The organism is Plantibacter sp. VKM Ac-2885, assembly GCF_015351205.1.
Classification (GTDB): domain Bacteria; phylum Actinomycetota; class Actinomycetes; order Actinomycetales; family Microbacteriaceae; genus Plantibacter; species Plantibacter auratus.
In genome coordinates this window covers 2,353,501-2,373,215 of the sequence record NZ_JADKSK010000001.1, presented here as the reverse complement: position 1 = coordinate 2,373,215, position 19,715 = coordinate 2,353,501, and the positions used below count along the sequence as shown (strand labels likewise).

Here is a 19,715-nt window from a genome sequence, read left to right as displayed (position 1 = left end):
ACATGACGAACGAGACCGACGACGCACTCGAGTTCCTGCGGACGAGGGGCAGCGGCGCACTCGCCGCCAAGATGGGCATCGAGTTCACGGAGTTCACGGTGCAGCGATCCGTCGCCACCATGCCCGTCGAGGGCAACACCCAACCCGCGATGCTGCTGCACGGTGGGGCGTACGTCGTGCTCGGCGAGTCCCTCGGCTCGATGGCCGCCAACCTCTTCGCGGGCCCGGGCAAACTCGCGGTCGGCATCGACATCAACGCGACGCACACCAGGTCCGCCACCGAGGGCCTCGTGACGGGTGTCTGCACCCCGATCCACCTCGGTCGCTCGCTCACCGTGCACGAGATCGCCGTCAGCGACGAGCAGGGACGACGGTGCTCCACGATCCGCATCACGAACCTCATCAAGGACGCACCGACCGGCTGACGAGCCCGGCACCGGACACAGCAGAGCGGCCCGCCCCCGAGGGGACGGGCCGCTCTTGCGACGAGGGAGGAGCGCTACTTCTTGGCGCTGAGCTGCTCGATGATGGCCTGCGCGACATCGTGCATGGTGAGGCGACGGTCCATGGAGGCCTTCTGGATCCAGCGGAACGCCTCGGGCTCGGTGAGGCCCATCTTCTCGTTGAGGAGGCCCTTCGCCCGGTCGACGAGCTTGCGGGTCTCGAAGCGCTCGACCATGTCGGCGACCTCGGCCTCGAGGGTGATGATCTGCTGGTAGCGCGAGAGGGCGATCTCGATCGCGGGAAGGAGGTCGTTCGGCGTGAACGGCTTCACGACGTAGGCGAGGGCGCCTGCCTCGCTCGCCCGCTCGACGAGCTCCTTCTGGCTGAAGGCCGTGAGGAGGACCACCGGGGCGATGTGCGCCTTACCGATGCGCTCGGCCGCGGAGATGCCGTCGAGCTGAGGCATCTTGACGTCCATGATCACGAGATCCGGACGGAGTTCCGTCGCGAGGGCGACAGCGGTCTCGCCGTCGCCGGCCTCGCCGACGACCTCGAAACCGTTGTCGCGGAGGATCTCGACGATGTCGAGGCGGATGAGGGATTCGTCCTCAGCGACGACGACGCGCCGTGGGGCTGCGGGAGGGGTCTCTTGCTCGGTCACCCTCAAATCCTACGGTACTCTGATGCAGGTTGCTGTTCGCCGTGCGGCGGACGCGCCGGTGTGGCGGAATGGCAGACGCGGAGCACTCAAAATGCTTTGTCGAAAGACGTGTGGGTTCGAGTCCCACCACCGGTACCGCGATGAGTGAGAAAGCCCTCCGGGCGCACTCAACATGCTTTGTCGAAAGACGTGTGGGTTCGAGATGCTTTGTCGAAAGACGTGTGGGTTCGAGTCCCATTACCGGTACTCTCTTCATCCATTTCAGGCCCGGACTCAGGCTCCGGACTCAGCCCGTCCAGGCTCCGACGACTCGTGAACCGCGCCCGATCGTCAAGCCCCTGCGGGAGGTGTCGGCGACGCCGTAGCGTACCGTCGAGAGCACGGCGTACCTCACGTCGTCCGACACGATGGGACCCGACACCATGACCGCAGAGCACACCGACCCGCGCCAGGACGTCCACGACGCCAGCACCGACGACCGGCTCCAGGGCATCCTGGTGCAGGTCGCAGCAGACCGGTCCCTCACTCCCGACCTCGACGTCCGGGCAGCGCTGGCGGACCGTCTCAGCGACCAGGGCATCGACGTCGACGCCGCCGAGCTCGACCGTCTCGTCGGCTCACTCCCGGGTCAGCCCGGCGAAGAGCCCGGACCGTTCCTCACGGACGGCGCGACCTCGGCCGACGACGCGAACTGATCAGAAGCCGCGCTCGACGGCGGCGGCCGGACCGTCGGCCTCCGTCGTCAGCTCCGGTCCGCCGACGGCGTCGCCCGTCCACGTGTCGACCCGCCAACCGGTCGTCGTGTCCCCGTCGACGATGATGACGCCCGTGTTCGTGATGGGGTGTGTGCCGATGAAGTGTCCGTCGACGTTCGCCCCGCGCAGCCCGAGCCAGGAACGGAGCATCGCTCCGTGGCTCACGACCACCACGCTCTCCAGTCCGGAGCCCTCGAGCTCCTCGATCACCGCGTCGAAGCGCGCGAACACCTCGTGGCCGTTCTCACCGCCCGGCATCCGGGCGTCGAGGTCGCCCATCGCCCACGCCACGATGGTGTCGATGTAGACCTGGACGGCCTCGGGTGACCCGTGCATCTCGTTGTCGCCGGCGCTGATCTCCCGGAGTCCGTCGCGGACGATCACGGGGAGCCCGCTGACCTCGGCGAGGGGTGCGGCGGTCTGTTGCGCCCGCACCGCGGTAGAGGCGTAGACCGCGTCGATCCGCTCCCCCACGAGCGCTTCGGGGAGGGCGGCCGCCTGCGTCTCGCCGAGTTCGGTGAGGACGGCCCCGGGGATCGCGGTGTCGAGCAGGCCGGCGACGTTGGACGAGGTCTGACCGTGTCTGATGAGGATGAGGCGCATACCTCCAGGGTAGGCGAGCGACCGGACGGCGGTCATCTCCCGGTGCGGAGTGTGCCGGGATCAGGTGCGCGGGGTCCACTGCGGTTCGGCACTCCCCAGGACCGCCGCCGGGAACGCATGGTCGTCGAAGGCGCTGAGCGCGGGGCGGGCCGTCATCACCGCACCGTGGGTCACCAGGCACCGCGCTCCCGGGAGGTCGGACGCCTGACGATCCTCGGTTCGTGGTAGCCGTTGGAGCGCCGCACCGACGCGCGCGAGCGACACCGATGACCGGCCGGCCCCGCCGCCGCCGCCGACGACCCTCGCCACGTCGTCGACGATGGCCGCCGCCAGCAGGTATCCCGCGCTGTGGTCGAGCGCCTGAGCCGGCAGGGCACCCGGGGCGCCGTCCTCCCCCTCGACCAGCGCGATGCCCGTGGCGGCCTGGACCAGGCTGTTGAAACCGCGTCGATCACCCCAGGGCCCCGTCGTGCCCCAGGCGTCGACGGAGCCCGTGACCAGACCGTCGCGACGTCGCAGCCCGAGGCGCTCGAGGGCGTGTGGTCGGTACCCCGTCACCAGGATGTCGGCCTCGTCGCTCAGCGTCTGCAGTGTCGCGAGACCCCGCGGTGTCGACGCGTCGAGGATCGCCGTCCGCTTGCCCTGGCCGCTGTCGGTGTGCTGCCACGGGATCTCGGGGACCCGCGGTGGATCCACACGCAGGACGTCCGCGCCGAGGAGCGCGAGGGTCCTCGTGGACACCGGACCGGCGATCACCCGCGTCAGGTCGAGGACGCGGAGGCCGCGCAAGGGTTGCCGGCGCGTGGGCCGCACCCACGAGGCGATCCTCGAGCCGGTGGAGCCACCGTGGCGCCTGACGAGCGGTCCGTCACCGACCGAGGCCTGCGGTGTGGACGACCATTCGGCAGGGCTCCGGACGGCGACGAGCAGTGCGCCGACCCCGGCGGCCTCCGATTCCAGGTCGAGAGCCGAGCGGGAGGCGATCGCAGAGGCGAGCTCTGCGCGGGTGGCCTCGTCGCCGATCCCGAGCATGGCGCTCAGGCGGCGACGATGGTGGGGGTAGTTCGCGTGCGTGCGCACCCAGCCGTCGGCCGCGGCGAAGAAGCCGGACAGTGGCGCGAACGCGTCCACGGCTGCTCCGTCGATCCGCAACAGGCGGTCGCTCTGGTAGGCCGCGGCGATCCGCTCGAGGTCGAGAGCCGTGTGCATCGGCTCGTATCCGAGGGCGATGCGGAGTCGGTCGGCGGCATCCTCCACGGCGCCGACGGCGACCGCGGCGAGCTCCAGGACAGCGAATCGGGAGGCCAGGAGTCCCGCCGACCCGGTCGCCTCACGGTCGATTCCTCCCGGGTCCAGGCCCACGCCGCTGCGGAGGGCGTCGTCGACGAGGACGGAACGGTTCATGGGCATCAGGCTAGACCCACGGCGTCCGGAATCGCGGTGCCACCGCACACCCGGCGGACGACGAAGGCCGTGGTCCCCGTACGGGAGGACCACGGCCTTCGCTGCTGTCGACGACTAGAGGACGTCGCCCACCTTGTGGACGCGGATGTCGTTCGTCGTCCCGGGGATTCCGGGAGGGGAACCGGAGATGATGATGACCGGCTCACCGACGGCGGCCTTGCCCGTGGCGACGAGGACCTCGTCCACCTGGGCGACCATCTGGTCGGTGTGCGTGACGCGCTCGACGACGAAGGACTCGACGCCCCAGTTCAGCGCCATCCGACGACGGATGGCCGGGTCGGGCGTGAACGCCAGGATCGGGATCCGGTTGCGGAGACGCGCCATGCGGCGGACCGACTCCCCCGACTCGGTGAAGACGCAGAGGAACTTCGCCTCGACGAAGTCCGCCACCTCGACGGCAGCCAGCGTGATCGCTCCGGCCTGGGTGCGCGGCTTCGTGCCGAGCGGCGGAACACGGTCGAGGCCGTGGATCTCGGTCGACTCGACGATCCGGGCCATGGTCTGGACCGTGATGACCGGGTAGGCGCCGACACTCGTCTCGCCACTGAGCATGACCGCGTCAGCACCGTCGAGCACCGCGTTCGCGACGTCGGAGGTCTCTGCGCGGGTCGGGATGGGGCTGGAGATCATCGACTCGAGCATCTGCGTCGCGACGATGACCGGCTTCGCCATGCGACGGGCGAGCTCCACCGCGCGCTTCTGCACGATCGGGACGGCCTCGAGCGGGAGCTCGACACCGAGGTCGCCACGGGCGACCATGATCGCGTCGAACGCCTCGACGATGCTCTCGAGGTTCTCGACGGCCTGCGGCTTCTCGATCTTGGCGATCACGGGGACCTTCCGGCCCTCCTCCGCCATGATCTCGTGGACGCGGTCGATGTCGGCCGCGTCGCGCACGAAGGACAGGGCGATGAGGTCGGCGCCGAGACGCAGCCCCCAGCGGAGGTCCGCTTCGTCCTTCTCGCTGAGCGCGGGGACGTTGACGGCGACACCGGGGAGGTTGATGCCCTTGTTGTTCGACACGGGGCCGGCGACGATGACGCGAGTGGTCACGACGGTGTCGTCCGCTTCAACGACCTCGACCTTGACCTTGCCGTCGTCGATCAGGAGGAAGTCGCCCGGCTTGACGTCCTGGGGCAGGCCCTTGAACGTCGTCGAGGAGATCTCCTTGGTGCCGAGGATGTCCTCGATGGTGATCTTGAAGATGTCGCCGACGGCGAGGTCGTACGGGCCGCCCTCGAACTTGCCGAGGCGGATCTTCGGGCCCTGCAGGTCGACCAGGACGGCGACGGCACGGCCGGAGTCCTCGGTGGCCTTGCGCACGTTGGCGTAGATGGCCTCGTGCACGTCGTAGCTGCCGTGGCTCAGGTTCATCCGGGTGACATCGACCCCCGCATCGATGATGGCCCGGATGTTCTCATAGCTGGAGACTGCAGGCCCCAGCGTTGCGACGATCTTGGCTCGTCTCATGTGTGTGTGTTCTCCATTGTTTCTGCGCACGAGGCGCTTCGGTACTCACTGCTCGGCATGATGCGTCCGACGCTTGTCGTCCGCCTGAAAGCCTAGAGGGAGATGGGCTGGTCCGTGGGACGGACCGGGAAGGGAAGCTGGGTCTCGCCCTCGAGGTACTGGTCGACGGCCGACGCCGCAGCGCGGCCCTCGGCGATCGCCCAGACGATGAGGGACTGGCCACGACCGGCGTCGCCGGCGACGAACACGCCGGGCTGGTTGGTCTGGTAGTCGTGCTCCCGTGCCACGTTGCCGCGCCCCGTGAAGGGGAGCTGGAACTGCGACTCGAGGGTCTCGCCCTCCGGGCCCGTGAATCCGAGCGCGAGGAGCACGAGGTCGGCCGGGATCTCCCGTTCGGTACCGCTCTTCGGCACGCGACGGCCGTCGACGAACTCCGTCTCGGCGACGCGGATCGCCCGCACCTCGCCGGCCTCGTTGGAGAGGAACTCGACGGTCGACACCAGGTACTCGCGGTTGCCGCCCTCTTCGTGCGCACTCGCGACCTCGAAGAGCGTCGGCATCATGGGCCACGGCTGGTGCTCGGGCCGCTCCCCCGCCGGCTGCGTGCCGATGGCGAGGTTCGTGACGGAGGCGGCACCCTGACGGTGCGCCGTGCCGATGCAGTCGGCACCGGTGTCGCCGCCGCCGAGGACCACCACGTGCTTGTCCTCCGCCGTGATCTGATCGGAGACCGTGTCTCCGGCGCCGACGCGGTTGGCCTGCACGAGGTACTCCATCGCGAAGTGGACCCCAGAGAAGTCACGACCGGGGATCGGGAGGTCGCGCGGCACCATCGCGCCGGTGGCGATGACGACGGCGTCGTAGCGGGCGCGGAGCTCGTCCCAGCTGATGTCGACCCCGATGTTCACGCCGGCGCGGAACCGGGTGCCCTCGTCCTGCATCTGCTTCAACCGGATGTCGAGGTGCTTCTTCTCCATCTTGAAGTCGGGGATGCCGTAGCGCAGCAGGCCGCCGATGCGGTCGTCGCGCTCGTAGACCGCGACCGTGTGGCCGGCACGCGTCAGCTGCTGGGCTGCGGCGAGACCGGCCGGACCGGAACCGACGACGGCGACCGTCTTGCCGGTCAGCCGCTCCGGCGGGTGGGACTCGACCCACCCGTTGGCGAACGCCTGATCGATGATCGAGACCTCGACCTGCTTGATGGTCACGGCGGGCTGGTTGATGCCCAGCACGCACGAACTCTCGCACGGCGCCGGGCAGAGACGACCCGTGAACTCCGGGAAGTTGTTCGTGGCGTGCAGCCGCTCGATGGCCGAGCGTCCTTCGCCTCGCCACGTCAGGTCGTTCCACTCCGGGATGAGGTTGCCCAGCGGGCAGCCCTGGTGGCAGAACGGGATGCCGCAGTCCATGCAGCGACCAGCCTGCTTGCGGACGGTCGCGGGGTCGCTCTGCTCGTAGACCTCTTTCCAGTCCATGATGCGGACCGGCACGGGCCGGCGCTTCGGGAGCTCGCGCTCCGGTACCTTCAGGAATCCCTTGGGATCAGCCACCGGTCACCTCCAGGATTCGGTTCCATACGATGTCGCCGTCGGGGTCGAGCCCCTCGTCGAGTGCGGTCTGTCGGGTCGCCAGGACTGCCGCGTAGTCACGCGGCAGGACCTTGACGAAGCGGGCGAGTGAGTCCTCGATGTCGGCGAGCAGGCGGCCGGCCAGCGGAGAACCGGTCTCCACGACGTGCCGCTCGAGCAGATCGCGGACGATCTCGGCGTCGGCACTGTCGAGTTCGGACAGGGTGAGCTCCCCCGATGCGAGGGAGTCGCGGTTGACCTGGTCGCGTTCGAGGTCGAACACGTAGGCCGTGCCGCCGGACATGCCCGCGCCGAGGTTCCGGCCGGTCTGACCCAGGATGACGGCGAGACCACCCGTCATGTACTCGAGCGCGTGGTCACCGACGCCTTCGACGACCGCCGTGGCGCCGGAGTTGCGCACCAGGAACCGCTCGCCGACGATCCCGCTCAGGAACATGGTGCCCTGGGTCGCGCCGTAGCCGATGACGTTGCCGGCGATCACGTTCTCCTCGGGCGCGAAGGCTGCGCGCTCGGATGGCCGGACGACGATCTGTCCACCGGACAGGCCCTTGCCGACGTAGTCGTTCGAGTCGCCGATGAGCCGCAGGGCGATGCCGCCGGGGAGGAACGCACCGAAGGACTGCCCGGCCGAGCCGCGCAGGGTGATGTCGATGCTCCCTGCCGGGAGCCCGTTCTCGCCGTGTCGTCGGGTGACCTCGTGGCCGAGCATGGTGCCGACCGCCCGCTCCGTGTTGCGGATGGGCAGGTCGACCGAGAAGTGGCCGCCGTGTTCGAGCACGTCCGAGGCGGCCGTGATGAGCTGCTGGTCGAAGTGCTTCTCGAGCTCGTGCTCCTGCGGCCGGCGGTTGATCCGCGGCTCGTCGTCGGCGAAGACGGGACCCACGAGGACCGGGGCCAGGTCGAGCCCGGACGCCTTCCAATGGTCGATCGCCCGGTCGGCGTCGATCAGTTCGTTGTGGCCGATCGCCTCCTCGAGCGTCCGGAACCCGAGCTCGGCGAGGTACTCGCGCACCTCCTGGGCGATGAACTCGAAGAAGTTCACGACGAACTCCGGCTTGCCGGTGAACCGCTCGCGCAGCACCGGGTTCTGCGTCGCGACGCCGACCGGGCAGGTGTCGAGGTGGCACACGCGCATCATGACGCACCCGGAGACGACGAGCGGTGCCGTCGCGAAGCCGAACTCCTCCGCGCCGAGCAGTGCGCCGATGACGACGTCGCGTCCGGTCTTCATCTGACCGTCGACCTGCACCACGACGCGGTCGCGCATGTTGTTGAGCATGAGGGTCTGCTGCGTCTCAGCGAGGCCCAGCTCCCACGGTGTGCCCGCGTGCTTCAGGGAGTTCAACGGGCTCGCGCCGGTTCCGCCGTCGTGACCGGAGACGAGGATGACGTCCGAGAGCGCCTTCGCGACGCCCGCGGCCACCGCACCGATGCCGGACTGGCTCACCAGCTTGGTGTGGATCCGGGCTTTCGGGTTCGCGCGCTTCAGGTCGAAGATGAGCTGCTTGAGGTCTTCGATGGAGTAGATGTCGTGGTGCGGCGGCGGCGAGATCAGCCCGACGCCCGCAGTGGCGTGCCGCGTCCGCGCCACCCACGGGTAGACCTTCGTCGGCGGCAACTGCCCGCCCTCACCGGGCTTCGCGCCCTGGGCGAGCTTGATCTGGATGTCGTCGGCGTGCGTGAGGTACATGCTCGTCACGCCGAACCGGCCGGAGGCGACCTGCTTGATCGCGCTGCGGCGCGTCGGGTCGAGGAGACGGTCGACGTCCTCGCCGCCCTCACCCGTGTTCGACTTGGCACCGATGCTGTTCATCGCGATCGCCAGCGTCTCGTGCGCCTCGCGCGAGATGGAACCGTAGCTCATCGCCCCGGTCGAGAACCGCTTCACGATCGACGCGACCGACTCGACCTCGTCGAGCGGGACGGGCGGCCGCGCACCGGCACGGAGCGTGAACATCCCGCGGAGCGTCATGAGCTGGGCCGCCTGGGAGTCGACCATGTGGGTGTACTCGCGGAAGATGTCGTACCGGCGCGTCTTGGTCGCGTGCTGCAGCTTGAAGACCGTCTCCGGGTTGAAGAGGTGCGGCGAACCGTCGCGACGCCACTGGTACTCGCCGCCGGACTGCAGGCGTTCGTGGGCCGTCGATGCGGCGTCCTCGGGGTACGCGTACCGGTGACGCTTCGCGTTCTCCTCGGCGATCACCTCGATGCCGACACCGCCGAGCTTCGTCTCCGTACCGGTGAAGTAGCTGTCGACGAGCTGCTGGCTCAGGCCGACGGCCTCGAAGGCCTGTGCTCCGGCGTAGGAGGACACCGTGGAGATGCCCATCTTCGACATGATCTTGAGCACGCCCTTGCCGAGCGCCTTGATGACGTTCTTGACGGCCTGCTCGCGGGTGACGCCCTGGATGAGGCCGCTGCGGACGAGGTCCTCGCAGCTCTCCATGGCCAGGTACGGGTTGATCGCGGAGGCGCCGTAGCCGATGAGCAGCGCGACGTGGTGGACCTCGCGCACGTCGCCGGCCTCGACGACGAGCCCGACCTTCATCCGGTTCTCGGCGCGGATGAGGTGGTGGTGCACGGCGGCGAGCGAGAGCAGCGACGGGATCGGCGCGAGGTCGGAGTTCGAGTCACGGTCGCTCAGGACGATGAACTCCAAGCCGGCGAGGATCGCCTGGTCGACCTCGTCACACATCTCGCGCAGGCGCGTCTCGAGTCCGGCCGAGCCGTCCTCGACGCGGTAGAGCGCCTTGACGGTCGTCGTCAGCGGGCTCGCCGGGTTCGGGTCGATGTGCTGGATCTTGGCGAGCTCGTCGTTGTCGATGACCGGGAAGTCGAGGACGACCTGCTTGGCGTGCTCGGGGCCCCACGAGAGGAGGTTGCGCTCCGGGCCGAGCCCGAGCTTCAGCGAGGTGACGACCTCCTCGCGGATCGAGTCGAGCGGCGGGTTGGTGACCTGGGCGAACTGCTGCACGAAGTAGTCGAACAGGAGCCGAGGGCGGTCGGAGAGCACCGCGATCGGGGTGTCCGACCCCATCGCGCCGAGCGGCTCCGCACCGTTCTGGCCCATGGGTTGCAGGAGGATGCGCACCTCCTCTTCGGTGTACCCGAAGGTCCGCTGGCGGCGGGTGACGGATGCCGGCGTATGCACGATGTGCTCGCGCTCCGGCAGGTCGCTCAGGTTGATGCGTCCGGCGTCGAGCCAGTCGCCCCAGGGTGCCGACGCCGAGAGCTCGTCCTTGATCTCGTCGTCCTCGATGATCCGCCCGGCCTCGGTGTCGACGAGGAACATCTTTCCGGGGCGCAGGCGGCCCTTGCGCTTGACCCGGCTCGGGTCGACGTCGAGGACGCCGATCTCGCTACCCAGGACGACGAGACCGTCGGTCGTCTCCAGCCAGCGACCGGGACGCAGGCCGTTCCGGTCCAGGGTCGCGCCGACGAGTGAGCCGTCCGTGAAGGTGAGGGCGGCCGGACCGTCCCATGGCTCCATCTGCATGGAGTTGAACTCGTAGAAGTCGCGTCGCTCCTGCGACAACCCGGTCTGCTTCTCCCAGGCCTCGGGCACCATCATCATCATGGCGTGCGGAAGGGACCGTCCGGTCAGCGTCAGCAGCTCGAGGACCTCGTCGAAGGAGGCGGAGTCGCTCGCTCCGGGCGTGATGATGGGGAGCAGCGGCCGGATGTCGCCGATCAGCTCGGACTCGAGCTGCGACTGCCGCGCGCGCATCCAGTTGCGGTTGCCCTCGACGGTGTTGATCTCGCCGTTGTGCGCCATCATGCGCAGCGGCTGGGCGAGCGGCCAGGACGGGAACGTGTTGGTGGAGTACCGCGAGTGGACGATGGCGAGCTTGGTCGCGAACCGCTCGTCGGACAGGTCGGGGTAGAACGGTTCGAGCTGGAGCGTCGTGACCATGCCCTTGTAGACGAGCGTGCGGCTCGACAGGGAGATGAAGTATGCGCCGAGCTCGCGCTCCGCCCGCTTCCGGAGCCGGAAGGCGAGTCGGTCGAGGGCGATCCCGGTCGGCGTCGAGGCGCCGGACCCGGTGACGAACAGTTGCTCGAACGCCGGCATGGCCGCACGGGCGAGCTTCCCGAGCTCGTCGGGGTCGACCGGCACCTCACGCCAGCCGAGGACGGTGAGTTCCTCCTCGGCGGCGATCGCGGCGATGCGCGTCTGGAGCTGTGCGCGCTCGGAGGCGTCGGTGGGCAGGAAGGCGATGCCCACGGCGTACGCACCGAGCGGCGGCAGGTCGAATCCGGCGACGCCGCGGAGGAAGGCGTCGGGCATCTGGGTGAGGATGCCCGCGCCGTCGCCGGTCCCGGCGTCGGAACCGATCGCGCCGCGGTGCTCCAGGTTGCGGAGCGAACCGAGGGCCGCGTCGATGATGCTGTGCGAGGCCTCGCCCGTCAGGGTCGCGACCATCGCCAGGCCACAGGCGTCCTTCTCGTTCGCCGGGTCGTACATGCCCTGCTTGGGCGGAACCGAGCTGAACGAAGCGTACGGTGCATGCGCCATGGAATTACCGTCCTCACGAAAGGGGATCAGAAGGGGGACGTCGCTGGCCCTGGGACGAAACGGGTGATGGATCCCCTGCTGAGCCGGGATCCACCGGGCCGACGAGGGTGCGTTCAGCCTAGGAGCGAGAGCCGGTCTTGCTTGTGGCGACCGTGGCTTCGGACGACGGATTGGATGACGCAGTGCGGTCTGATCCGTCGGCATCGTCGTCGGCGGAGGCACTGCGCAGCCCCAGGTTCTCCGCGTCGGTGTCGTAGTAGTCTACCGCAGCCTTCGGATCGGCCCAGGAACGGCCGGGGACGTACGGCGACGGCTCGGCACCCGTGTGGCGACGCGACTGGATGACGATGATCGCGAGTCCGACGACGATCGCGAGGATCGCGGCCCAGACATTGGCGCGGATGCCGAAGAGGTACTCGCTCGGGTCGATCCGGATGGTCTCCCAGACCGTGCGACCGGCGCCGTACCAGATGAGGTAGACACCGAACAGGCGGCCCCACTGCGGGTTGAAGCGGTGTCCGATCCAGAGGATGACGGCCACCCCCAGCAGGTTCCAGATGATCTCGTACAGGAACGTGGGGTGGAACAGCGTGCCGGCGGGCAGACCGATCGGGAACGCGGGGTTGCTGGCCTCGATCTCGAGGCCCCAGGGCAGGTCCGTGGGGAGCCCGTAGAGCTCGTGGTTGAAGTAGTTGCCGAGGCGACCGAACGCCTGGGCGAGCAGCAGGCCGGGCGCGAGGGCGTCGGCGAAGGTCCAGAACCGGATACCGGTCATGCGGCAGCCGATGTAGGCGCCGACCGCTCCACCGATGAGCGAACCGAAGATCGCGATGCCGCCCTCCCAGATGTAGAGCGTCCGCAGGAGGTCGGCACCCGGGTAGAAGTAGTCGCCGGGGTGGGTCAGGACGTGGAAGATCCGCGCACCGATGATCCCCAAGGGGATGGCCCACAGGATGATGTCGAGCACGATGCCCGGCTCGGCGCCGCGCTTCGTCAGCCGCCGGGAGGTGAGAATGGTGGCGGCGATGATCCCGGCGATGATGCAGAGCGCGTACATGTGCACCGTGAACGGGCCCACGCTGAAGGTCGCGATGTCCGGGTTCGGGCTCGGGATGCTGAGGGGTGCAATCACTGCAGTGGTCGCCTTTCGTTACGAACTCTGATCGAGTGTAGGGCTTTCAGCATCGCCGACGTGCTGAGGATACCCTCAGCGGGCAGTGCCGGCCGCGAGTGAACGGGCGACCTCGGTGATCGCCGGGACACCGCCGTCGGCGAGTGCTTTGACGAACACGGATCCGACGATGGCTCCGTCGGCGTACTCGAGGACCGAGCGCACCTGGTCGGCGGTCGAGATGCCGATGCCGACGCACGCGTGCTGCGCCCCCGCCGTGCGGAGTCGGCCGACGAGGGTCTTCGCGGCGGCGTCGAGGTCCTGCCGAGCACCGGTGATGCCCATCGTGGAGACGGTGTAGACGAAGCCGCGGGAGCGTTCGGTCACCAGCGACAGGCGCTCGTCGCTCGACGTCGGAGCTGCGAGGAAGACCCGGTCGAGGCCGTGGCGTTCACTGGCGTCCAGCCAGTCCGCCGCGGCGTCGGGGGTGATGTCGGGGGTGATGAGCCCGGCTCCGCCGGCCGCGGCGAGGTCTGAGGCGAAGCGTTCGACGCCGTACTGCAGCACCGGGTTCCAGTACGTCATGACGAGGACCGGGACGTCCACGGCGGCGCGGATGGCGCTGATCGCCGTGAAGACGTCGCGCAACCGGAACCCCTCCGAGAGGGCGGTCATGGTCGCGGCCTGGATGACCGCTCCGTCCATCACGGGGTCGGAGTAGGGCACGCCGAGCTCGAGGACGTCGACGCCGTTCTGCGCGAGCGCGATGGCGGCGTCGATACTCGTCTGGAGGTCGGGGAACCCGACGGGGAGGTACCCGATGAGGGCGCCGCGGCGGTCCACGGAGGCCGCGTCGATCGCCGATGCGACCGGTGAGACCGTCGTGTGGTCGGTGGCCGGGGCGGTCATGCGTTCCGCCCGGCTTCGTCGAGGAGCCCGAAGTAGGTCGCAGCCGTCTCGACGTCCTTGTCTCCGCGCCCGGAGAGGTTGATCAGGATGGTCGCTTCGGGGCCCAGTTCCTTGCCGAGCACGATGGCCCCGGCAAGCGCGTGTGCGGACTCGATCGCGGGGATGATGCCCTCGGTGCGGCTCAGGAGTCGGAAGGCCTCCATCGCTTCGGCGTCCGTCGCGGGGACGTAGGTCGCCCGCCCGGTGTCGGCGAGCCAGGCGTGCTCCGGTCCGACGCCCGGGTAGTCGAGGCCTGCGGAGATGGAATGGGACTCGACGGTCTGGCCGTCGTCGTCCTGCAGGACGAAGGTGCGTGCACCGTGGAGGACACCCGGACGACCGCGGCCGATGGACGCGGCGTGCCGTGGGGTGTCGACGCCGTCGCCGGCAGCCTCGACCCCGTAGAGCGCGACGTCCGCGTCGTCGAGGAAGGCGTGGAAGATGCCGATGGCGTTGGAGCCGCCACCGACGCAGGCGACGACCGCGTCGGGCAGTGACCCGTTCAGCTCGAGGAGCTGTGCGCGGGCCTCTTCTCCGATGATCTTCTGGAAGTCGCGGACCATGACGGGGAACGGGTGTGGGCCCGCTGCGGTGCCGAAGATGTAGTTCGTGGTCTCGACCGACGCGACCCAGTCGCGGTACGCCTCGTTGATGGCGTCCTTGAGGGTTCGCGAGCCCGTCGTCACGGGGATGACGGTCGCGCCGAGCAGTCGCATGCGGGCGACGTTGAGCGCCTGACGCTCGGTGTCGACCTCGCCCATGTAGATCGTGCAGTCGAGGCCGAAGAGTGCTGCCGCGGTGGCCGTGGCCACACCGTGCTGACCGGCCCCCGTCTCGGCGATGACGCGGGTCTTGCCGATGCGCTTCGTGAGGAGCGCCTGCCCCAGGACGTTGTTGATCTTGTGCGACCCGGTGTGGTTGAGGTCCTCGCGCTTGAGGAAGATGCGCGCACCACCCGCCGATGCGGCGAAGCGTGGCACCTCGGTGATGATCGACGGGCGGCCGGCGTAGTCGCGGAGCAGCGTCGTCAGCTCGGCCTGGAAGCTCTCGTCGGCCTTGGCGGCCTCGTAGGCCGTCGCGAGTTCATCGACCGCGGCGATGAGCGCCTCGGGCATGTAGCGTCCGCCGAAGTCGCCGAAGAACGGACCGGCTTCGTCTCGGAGGTGCGTCGGTTCCGCGTGGGCGGGGGTGGCTGGTGACATGGTCATGCGGTGGCTCCCAGGAACTGTTCGAGGGTGGCGACGGGGTCGCCGGTGACGAGCGCCTCGCCGACCAGGACGACGTCGGCGCCGTCACGTCGGTAGGCGGCGACGTCGGCGGCGCGGAGCACAGCTGACTCGGCCACCTTGACGGCGTCGGCGGGGAAACGGTCGGTCAACGATCCGAAGAGGTGTGGGTCGAGTTCGAAGGTGCTGAGGTTCCGCGCGTTGACGCCGATGAGCCGGGCACCGATGTCGCTCGCTCTGGCCAGCTCCTCGGCGGAGTGGGTCTCCACCAGCGGGGTCATGCCGAGCTGCAGGACGAGTTCGTGCAGCGACGACAGCGTGGCCTGGTCGAGTCCGGCGACGATCAGGAGGACCAGGTCGGCGCCGGATGCCCGGGCTTCGAAGACCTGGTACGGCAGGGAGATGAAGTCCTTGCGTAGGACCGGGATGCGGATCGCGGCCCGGACGGCCTCGAGGTCTTGCAGCGAACCACCGAACTTGCGACCCTCGGTCAGCACGCTGACCGCGCTGGCACCACCCTGCTCGTAGAGCGAGGCGAGGAGCGCAGGGTCGGGGATGTCGGCCAACGCGCCGCGGGACGGACTGGACCGCTTGACCTCGGCGATGATCTTGACCTGGTCGGCCGGGGCGAGCGCAGCAAGGGCGTCGATGGCCGGAGGGGCCTCGACAGCAGCGGCTTCGACGACTGCAGCCGGACGGCCCGCGAGGCGCCCGAGAGCGTCCTCCTTCGCGCCGGCCATGAGGTCGGCGAGCATGTTCAGTGCTCTTTCGCCACGGTCTTGGACCCGCCGACGCCGTATCCCGCCTTGGCGAGGACACCGCCCGTGATCCACCCGAGGAGGAGGACGCCGGCGGAGGCCCAGACGAGGACGGGCATGTCGAGCCAGAAGAAGACCGTACCGGCGGCGAACGCGACCAACATGATGATCACGGCCGTCCAGGCGGCGGGCGAGTGTCCGTGGCCGGGGTCCGAGGGGTCGGTGCTCATGGTTCTCCTTCTGTGCGAGTGCGGGTTCCAGTGTACCGGCAAGCGGTGCGCGGTTCCGTGCGTGGGCCACGAGTTCCCAGGTGGCCCGGGGTGCCGTCGTGGTTCGGCGGAGCGGTCAGCGCGTCGGGTCGTCGCCGCGGCTGAGGTCGTCCCAGGCGCCCACCGGGTCGGCGCTCGGGGCCGTCTCGACCTGCGTGAACCGGACCGCCTGGTACTTCTTCGACGGACCGGGCCACCGGCGGTGGGTGAGCACGGTCGCGAGCCCGGCGAGTCCGAGCACGACGCCGAGCACCAGGGTGATCGCCGGCCAGGCGGTGAGCGTGGTCGCCGCGACGAGGTCGATGGTCGACTGGCTTCCGGCGACGCCCGTGGCCTCGGTGACGGCCGCCGCGCCCGCGGTCGCCGGCGAGGCGAGCACCGCGATCGACGAGATCATGACGCAGGCGCCGATCACGGTCTCCAGCAGGCCGAGGATGATGCGGAACACCGGCCCGGCGATGGCCAGCGCCGCGACGAGGGCGAGACCGGCGAGGGCGAGTGCCGAGAGGGCGGGAGCAGCGACGGAGCCGACCACGTCGAGCGCGCCGGAGTGCGGGCCGACGCCCACGAGGCTGATCGAGAGCCAGGTCTGGGTCCACGCCGCGAGGATGAGCGCGTCGGCGAGGACGGCGGTGACGAGGAGCAGGGTCTTCAGGCGGCGCTGACGACTGCGCAGAGCTCGTGACTCGAGCTCGTCAGCCTCGGACCGTTCGTCGGGCCTCGGCGGCTCCACCGGCCCGGACTGGGGTGCTGCAGTGCTCTCGGTCATGCTCCAACTCGATTCATGGTGTCGGCGATGGCGCTGCGACGACGTCGAGGCTCCGGCCGTCGAAACAGCTGCGCGTGCCCGTGTGGCAGGCGGCACCGTGCTGATCGACCTCCACCAACAGGGTATCCCCGTCGCAGTCGTAGGCGAGCGCCCGGACGAACTGCACGTGGCCGGAGGTGTCCCCCTTGCGCCAGTACTCCTGTCGTGAGCGGGACCAGTAGGTGACCCGACCCTCGGTCATCGTCCGGCGGACGGCCTCGGCGTCCATCCACCCGAGCATGAGCACCTCGCGGGAGTCCCACTGCTGCACGATCGCGGGGAGCAGGCCTTGCGCGTCGAAGGTGAGCTGGCCGATCGCGGTCTCCGGATCGGCGCCCACGGGGATGGTGATGTCCGCGCTCATGCCCGCACCGTCCAACCGGCGTCGGCGAGTTCCTGTTTGACCTGGCCGATCGTCAACTCGCCGTTGTGGAAGACGCTCGCGGCGAGGACGGCGTCGGCACCCGCGGCGATCGCGGGTGGGAAGTCGGCGAGGCGGCCTGCTCCCCCGGACGCGATGACCGGAACCCGGCTGATCTCGCGCATGGCGCTGATGAGCTCGGTGTCGAACCCGGCCTTGGTGCCGTCGGCGTCGATCGAGTTCACCAACAGCTCGCCCGCACCGCGTTCGATCGCCTCGGTGGCCCAGGCGAGCGCGTCGAGCTCGGTCTCACGTCGGCCGCCGTGTGTCGTGACGATCCATCCGGATGCGCTGCCGGCGTGTCGCTTCACGTCCAGGGAGAGGACGAGGACCTGAGCGCCGAAGCGGTCGGCGATCTCCCCCAGCAACTCCGGCCGGGCGATCGCGGCGCTGTTCACGCCGACCTTGTCCGCCCCGCTGGCCAGCAGCCGCGAGACGTCCTGGGTCGAGCGGACCCCGCCGCCGACCGTGAGCGGGATGAAGACCTGCTCGGCGGTGCGGCTGACGAGGTCGTAGGTGGTGTCGCGTTCGGCGACGGTGGCCGTGACGTCGAGGAAGGTCAGTTCATCGGCGCCCTGCTCGGCGTAGCGCTTCGCGAGTTCGACGGGGTCGCCGGCGTCGCGGAGGTCGAGGAAGTTGACGCCCTTCACGACGCGCCCGTCGGCGACGTCGAGACAGGGGATGACTCGGGTGGCGAGTGACACGGAGGCCTCCGCAATGCGACTGGGACGGGTGATGATGGAGGGGCGACTCAGAGTCGGGCGGCGTGGATGGCCGTGACGAGGATGGCGCGTGCGCCGAGCTCGTAGAGGCGGTCCATGACGTCGTTCGCGTCGCCGCGAGGGATCATGACCCGGACCGCCACCCACTCGGGGTCGCGGAGCGGCGAGATCGTCGGCGACTCGATGCCACCGGCGACGGCGGTCGCCTGCTCCAGCAGCCGGACCGGGAGGTCGTAGTCGACGAGCACGTACTGCCGCGCGACGAGGACGCCCTGCAGTCGGCGGATGAGCGTCGCCGTGGTGGGCTTCGTCTCCGGCGACGCGATGAGCACGGCGGTGGAGTCGAGGATCACCGGGCCGAAGATGCCGAGGCCGGCCTTCCGGAGGGTGGTGCCGGTGGACACGACGTCGGCCACCGCGTCCGCGACCCCGAGCTGGACGGCCGACTCGACCGCACCGTCGAGGTGGACGAGCGTCGCATCCACTCCGGCGTCGCGGAGGAAGTTGCCGACGAGGCCGGGGTAGCTGGTGGCGACCGTCTTCCCCGCGAGATCGGAGAGCTCGGAGAACTCGTCGGCCGGTCCGGCGAAGCGGAACGTCGAGCCGCCGAAGCCCAGCTCGGCGAGTTCGGTCGCGGCGGAGTGCGAGTCCAGGAGCAGGTCGCGCCCCGTGATGCCGATGTCGAGGGCGCCGGAACCGACGTAGGTCGCGATGTCGCGCGGACGGAGGTAGAAGAACTCGACGTCGTTCCGTGCGTCGACGACGTGGAGCTCCTTGGTGTCGCGACGGGTCGCGTAGCCGGCCTCCTGCAGCATCTCGACGGCGGTCTCGGACAGCGAGCCCTTGTTGGGCACGGCGACTCTCAGCATGGGGTGACTTTCGTGTTGTGCGATGGTGTCTCGACAGGGTGTTCAGGAGGCGCGGCGCATGCGCCGCGACGTGCTCCTACAGATGTCGGTAGACGTCGGCGGGGGTGAGCCCCTTCGCCACCATCATCACCTGCACGTGGTAGAGCAGCTGCGAGATCTCCTCGGCCGTCTCGGTGTCGCTCTGGTACTCGGCCGCCATCCAGACCTCGGCGGCCTCCTCGACGATCTTCTTCCCGATGCCGTGCACACCCGTGTCCAGTTCGCGGACGGTGCCGGAACCCTCCGGCCGGGTCTCGGCCTTCAGGCGCAGCTCGTCGAACAGCTCGTCGAAGGTTTTCACGTGCTCCAGGGTACCGGTTCCGGGCGGCGGCGCGCACCGCGGGGGCGCTCGACCGGCCAGCCGAGTCAGTGTGTGTGCGTCGACGCCTCGGCTGCGGCCCGGAGGAGCGCGATGTTCGAGGCAGGATCGGAACCGCTGTAGACGGCCGACCCCGCGACGAAGGTGTCGGCACCGGCGGCGGCCGCGATCCCGATCGTGTCCGCGGAGATCCCGCCGTCGACCTGGAGCCAGACGTCGAGACCGGTGCGTGCGACCTCGGCTGACAGCGCCTGCAGCTTCGGCATGGTCTCCGGCATGAACGACTGTCCGCCGAAGCCCGGTTCGACCGTCATGACGAGCACCTGGTCGAACTCCGGCAGGAGTTCCAGGTACGGCTCGATGGGCGTGCCGGGCTTCACGGCGATCCCGGCACGTGCCCCGATGGAACGCAGGCGTCTGGCGAGGGCGACGGGGTCGCTGGTGGCCTCGGCGTGGAACGTCACCGAGAACGCCCCGAGCTCGGCGTAGCCGGGAGCCCATCGATCGACGTCCGAGATCATGAGGTGGACGTCGAGCGGGACCGGAGACACGTCCTGGATGCGACCGACCATCTGCGGACCGAACGTGAGGTTCGGGACGAAATGGTTGTCCATGACGTCGACGTGGACGAGGTCGGCGCTCGCGATCCGCTCCAGGTCGGCCTGGAGGTTCACGAAATCGGCGGACAGGATGCTCGGGTTGATGCGCGCGGACATGTGCTCG

Annotated in this window: 19 protein-coding genes and 1 tRNA gene; 3 read left to right on the top strand and 17 right to left on the bottom strand. The window is 69.3% G+C overall.

Going from position 1 to position 19,715, the window contains the following annotated elements:
- The first annotated feature begins 2 nt into the window (after nucleotides 1-2).
- Nucleotides 3-425 carry a hotdog fold thioesterase gene (locus ITJ66_RS11360; RefSeq protein ID WP_137241667.1) on the top strand — a complete coding sequence of 141 codons (423 nt, stop codon included), beginning with the start codon at nucleotides 3-5 and terminating at the stop codon, nucleotides 423-425.
- A gap of 74 nt (nucleotides 426-499) precedes the next feature.
- Here ITJ66_RS11360 and ITJ66_RS11355 read toward each other — a convergent pair whose 3' ends face one another.
- The gene (locus tag ITJ66_RS11355; RefSeq protein WP_064296913.1) at nucleotides 500-1,105 is read right to left on the bottom strand and encodes an ANTAR domain-containing response regulator; all 606 of its coding nucleotides are present in this window, start codon (nucleotides 1,103-1,105) and stop codon (nucleotides 500-502) included.
- Between the two features lie 54 nt (nucleotides 1,106-1,159).
- Between ITJ66_RS11355 and ITJ66_RS11350 the strand changes: the two genes are divergently transcribed.
- Both ITJ66_RS11350 and ITJ66_RS11345 read left to right on the top strand, forming a co-directional pair.
- Nucleotides 1,160-1,240 (top strand) — tRNA-Leu (locus ITJ66_RS11350).
- 287 nt (nucleotides 1,241-1,527) lie between these two features.
- Nucleotides 1,528-1,800, top strand: coding sequence for a hypothetical protein (locus ITJ66_RS11345; RefSeq protein ID WP_124769355.1), 273 nt, complete (start codon nucleotides 1,528-1,530; stop codon nucleotides 1,798-1,800).
- Here ITJ66_RS11345 and ITJ66_RS11340 read toward each other — a convergent pair whose 3' ends face one another.
- From ITJ66_RS11340 to rpe, 16 genes are all read right to left on the bottom strand, one after another.
- The gene (locus ITJ66_RS11340; protein ID WP_194644623.1) at nucleotides 1,801-2,463 is read right to left on the bottom strand and encodes a histidine phosphatase family protein; all 663 of its coding nucleotides are present in this window, start codon (nucleotides 2,461-2,463) and stop codon (nucleotides 1,801-1,803) included.
- 60 nt (nucleotides 2,464-2,523) lie between these two features.
- Nucleotides 2,524-3,867 (bottom strand): CoA transferase, encoded by a 1,344-nt coding sequence (locus ITJ66_RS11335; RefSeq protein WP_194644622.1) that lies wholly within the window; start codon nucleotides 3,865-3,867, stop codon nucleotides 2,524-2,526.
- Nucleotides 3,868-3,981: 114 nt separating this feature from the next.
- The gene (pyk, locus tag ITJ66_RS11330; protein ID WP_079705946.1) at nucleotides 3,982-5,397 is read right to left on the bottom strand and encodes a pyruvate kinase; all 1,416 of its coding nucleotides are present in this window, start codon (nucleotides 5,395-5,397) and stop codon (nucleotides 3,982-3,984) included.
- Nucleotides 5,398-5,489: 92 nt separating this feature from the next.
- Nucleotides 5,490-6,947, bottom strand: coding sequence for a glutamate synthase subunit beta (locus tag ITJ66_RS11325; protein WP_194644621.1), 1,458 nt, complete (start codon nucleotides 6,945-6,947; stop codon nucleotides 5,490-5,492).
- A complete protein-coding gene (gene gltB / locus ITJ66_RS11320; protein ID WP_194644620.1) occupies nucleotides 6,940-11,502 on the bottom strand; it encodes a glutamate synthase large subunit in 4,563 nt (1,520 codons plus the stop codon). The genes ITJ66_RS11325 and gltB overlap by 8 nt, the downstream gene beginning before the upstream one ends.
- Before the next feature lie 118 nt (nucleotides 11,503-11,620).
- Nucleotides 11,621-12,634, bottom strand: a complete 1,014-nt coding sequence (gene lgt, locus ITJ66_RS11315) for a prolipoprotein diacylglyceryl transferase (protein ID WP_194644619.1) — start codon at nucleotides 12,632-12,634, stop codon at nucleotides 11,621-11,623.
- A 75-nt stretch (nucleotides 12,635-12,709) separates the two neighbouring features.
- Nucleotides 12,710-13,522: a tryptophan synthase subunit alpha gene (gene trpA / locus ITJ66_RS11310; protein WP_194644618.1), complete on the bottom strand. Its 813-nt coding sequence runs from the start codon at nucleotides 13,520-13,522 to the stop codon at nucleotides 12,710-12,712.
- On the bottom strand, nucleotides 13,519-14,769 hold the full coding sequence (trpB, locus tag ITJ66_RS11305; RefSeq protein WP_370281926.1) for a tryptophan synthase subunit beta: 1,251 nt from the start codon (nucleotides 14,767-14,769) through the stop codon (nucleotides 13,519-13,521). Before trpB ends, trpA begins: the two co-directional genes overlap by 4 nt.
- Nucleotides 14,766-15,542 carry an indole-3-glycerol phosphate synthase TrpC gene (gene trpC, locus ITJ66_RS11300; RefSeq protein ID WP_137241675.1) on the bottom strand — a complete coding sequence of 259 codons (777 nt, stop codon included), beginning with the start codon at nucleotides 15,540-15,542 and terminating at the stop codon, nucleotides 14,766-14,768. Before trpC ends, trpB begins: the two co-directional genes overlap by 4 nt.
- Before the next feature lie 2 nt (nucleotides 15,543-15,544).
- Nucleotides 15,545-15,775: a DUF6704 family protein gene (locus tag ITJ66_RS11295; RefSeq protein ID WP_079705940.1), complete on the bottom strand. Its 231-nt coding sequence runs from the start codon at nucleotides 15,773-15,775 to the stop codon at nucleotides 15,545-15,547.
- Nucleotides 15,776-15,890: 115 nt separating this feature from the next.
- Nucleotides 15,891-16,583, bottom strand: coding sequence for a Trp biosynthesis-associated membrane protein (locus ITJ66_RS11290; protein ID WP_194644617.1), 693 nt, complete (start codon nucleotides 16,581-16,583; stop codon nucleotides 15,891-15,893).
- A 13-nt stretch (nucleotides 16,584-16,596) separates the two neighbouring features.
- Nucleotides 16,597-16,986: a phosphoribosyl-AMP cyclohydrolase gene (gene hisI, locus ITJ66_RS11285; RefSeq protein ID WP_079705938.1), complete on the bottom strand. Its 390-nt coding sequence runs from the start codon at nucleotides 16,984-16,986 to the stop codon at nucleotides 16,597-16,599.
- Nucleotides 16,983-17,747: an imidazole glycerol phosphate synthase subunit HisF gene (hisF, locus tag ITJ66_RS11280; RefSeq protein ID WP_079002513.1), complete on the bottom strand. Its 765-nt coding sequence runs from the start codon at nucleotides 17,745-17,747 to the stop codon at nucleotides 16,983-16,985. Before hisF ends, hisI begins: the two co-directional genes overlap by 4 nt.
- 47 nt (nucleotides 17,748-17,794) lie before the next feature.
- Entirely contained in the window at nucleotides 17,795-18,634 is an 840-nt protein-coding gene (hisG, locus tag ITJ66_RS11275) for an ATP phosphoribosyltransferase (RefSeq protein WP_064293848.1), read from the bottom strand.
- A 76-nt stretch (nucleotides 18,635-18,710) separates the two neighbouring features.
- Nucleotides 18,711-18,974, bottom strand: a complete 264-nt coding sequence (locus tag ITJ66_RS11270) for a phosphoribosyl-ATP diphosphatase (protein ID WP_064293847.1) — start codon at nucleotides 18,972-18,974, stop codon at nucleotides 18,711-18,713.
- A 65-nt stretch (nucleotides 18,975-19,039) separates the two neighbouring features.
- A complete protein-coding gene (gene rpe / locus ITJ66_RS11265; protein WP_137241677.1) occupies nucleotides 19,040-19,708 on the bottom strand; it encodes a ribulose-phosphate 3-epimerase in 669 nt (222 codons plus the stop codon).
- Nucleotides 19,709-19,715: the final 7 nt, after the last annotated feature.